The organism is Chromohalobacter sp. 48-RD10 (genome assembly GCF_029889785.1).
Classification (GTDB): Bacteria; Pseudomonadota; Gammaproteobacteria; order Pseudomonadales; family Halomonadaceae; genus Chromohalobacter.
Window position 1 is genome coordinate 1 of the sequence record NZ_JARANX010000212.1, and the last position, 597, is coordinate 597.

Annotated in this window: 1 rRNA gene; it reads right to left on the reverse strand. The window is 58.0% G+C overall.

The annotated features are described in order from the left end of the window. Nucleotides 1-38: 38 nt before the first annotated feature. Nucleotides 39-597, reverse strand: a 23S ribosomal RNA gene (locus OP496_RS18300); the annotation flags it as partial.

Here is a 597-nt window from a genome sequence, read left to right on the forward strand (position 1 = left end):
TCCGGGATCGGCTCGTCACCAGACCCTTTGGGTGTTATATGGTCAAGCCTCACGGGCCATTAGTACACGTTAGCTCAACGCCTCGCAGCGCTTCCACACCGTGCCTATCAACCAGCTCGTCTCGCTGGGCCCTTCAGGAGGCTCGAGGCCTCGGGGAGATCTCATCTTGAAGGGGGCTTCCCGCTTAGATGCTTTCAGCGGTTATCCCGTCCGCACATAGCTACCCGGCAATGCCACTGGCGTGACAACCGGAACACCAGCGGTGCGTCCACTCCGGTCCTCTCGTACTAGGAGCAGCCCTTCTCAAATCTCCAACGCCCACGGCAGATAGGGACCGAACTGTCTCACGACGTTCTAAACCCAGCTCGCGTACCACTTTAAATGGCGAACAGCCATACCCTTGGGACCGACTTCAGCCCCAGGATGTGATGAGCCGACATCGAGGTGCCAAACACCGCCGTCGATGTGAACTCTTGGGCGGTATCAGCCTGTTATCCCCGGAGTACCTTTTATCCGTTGAGCGATGGCCCTTCCATACAGAACCACCGGATCACTAGAACCTGCTTTCGCACCTGCTCGACGTGTCTGTCTCGCAGT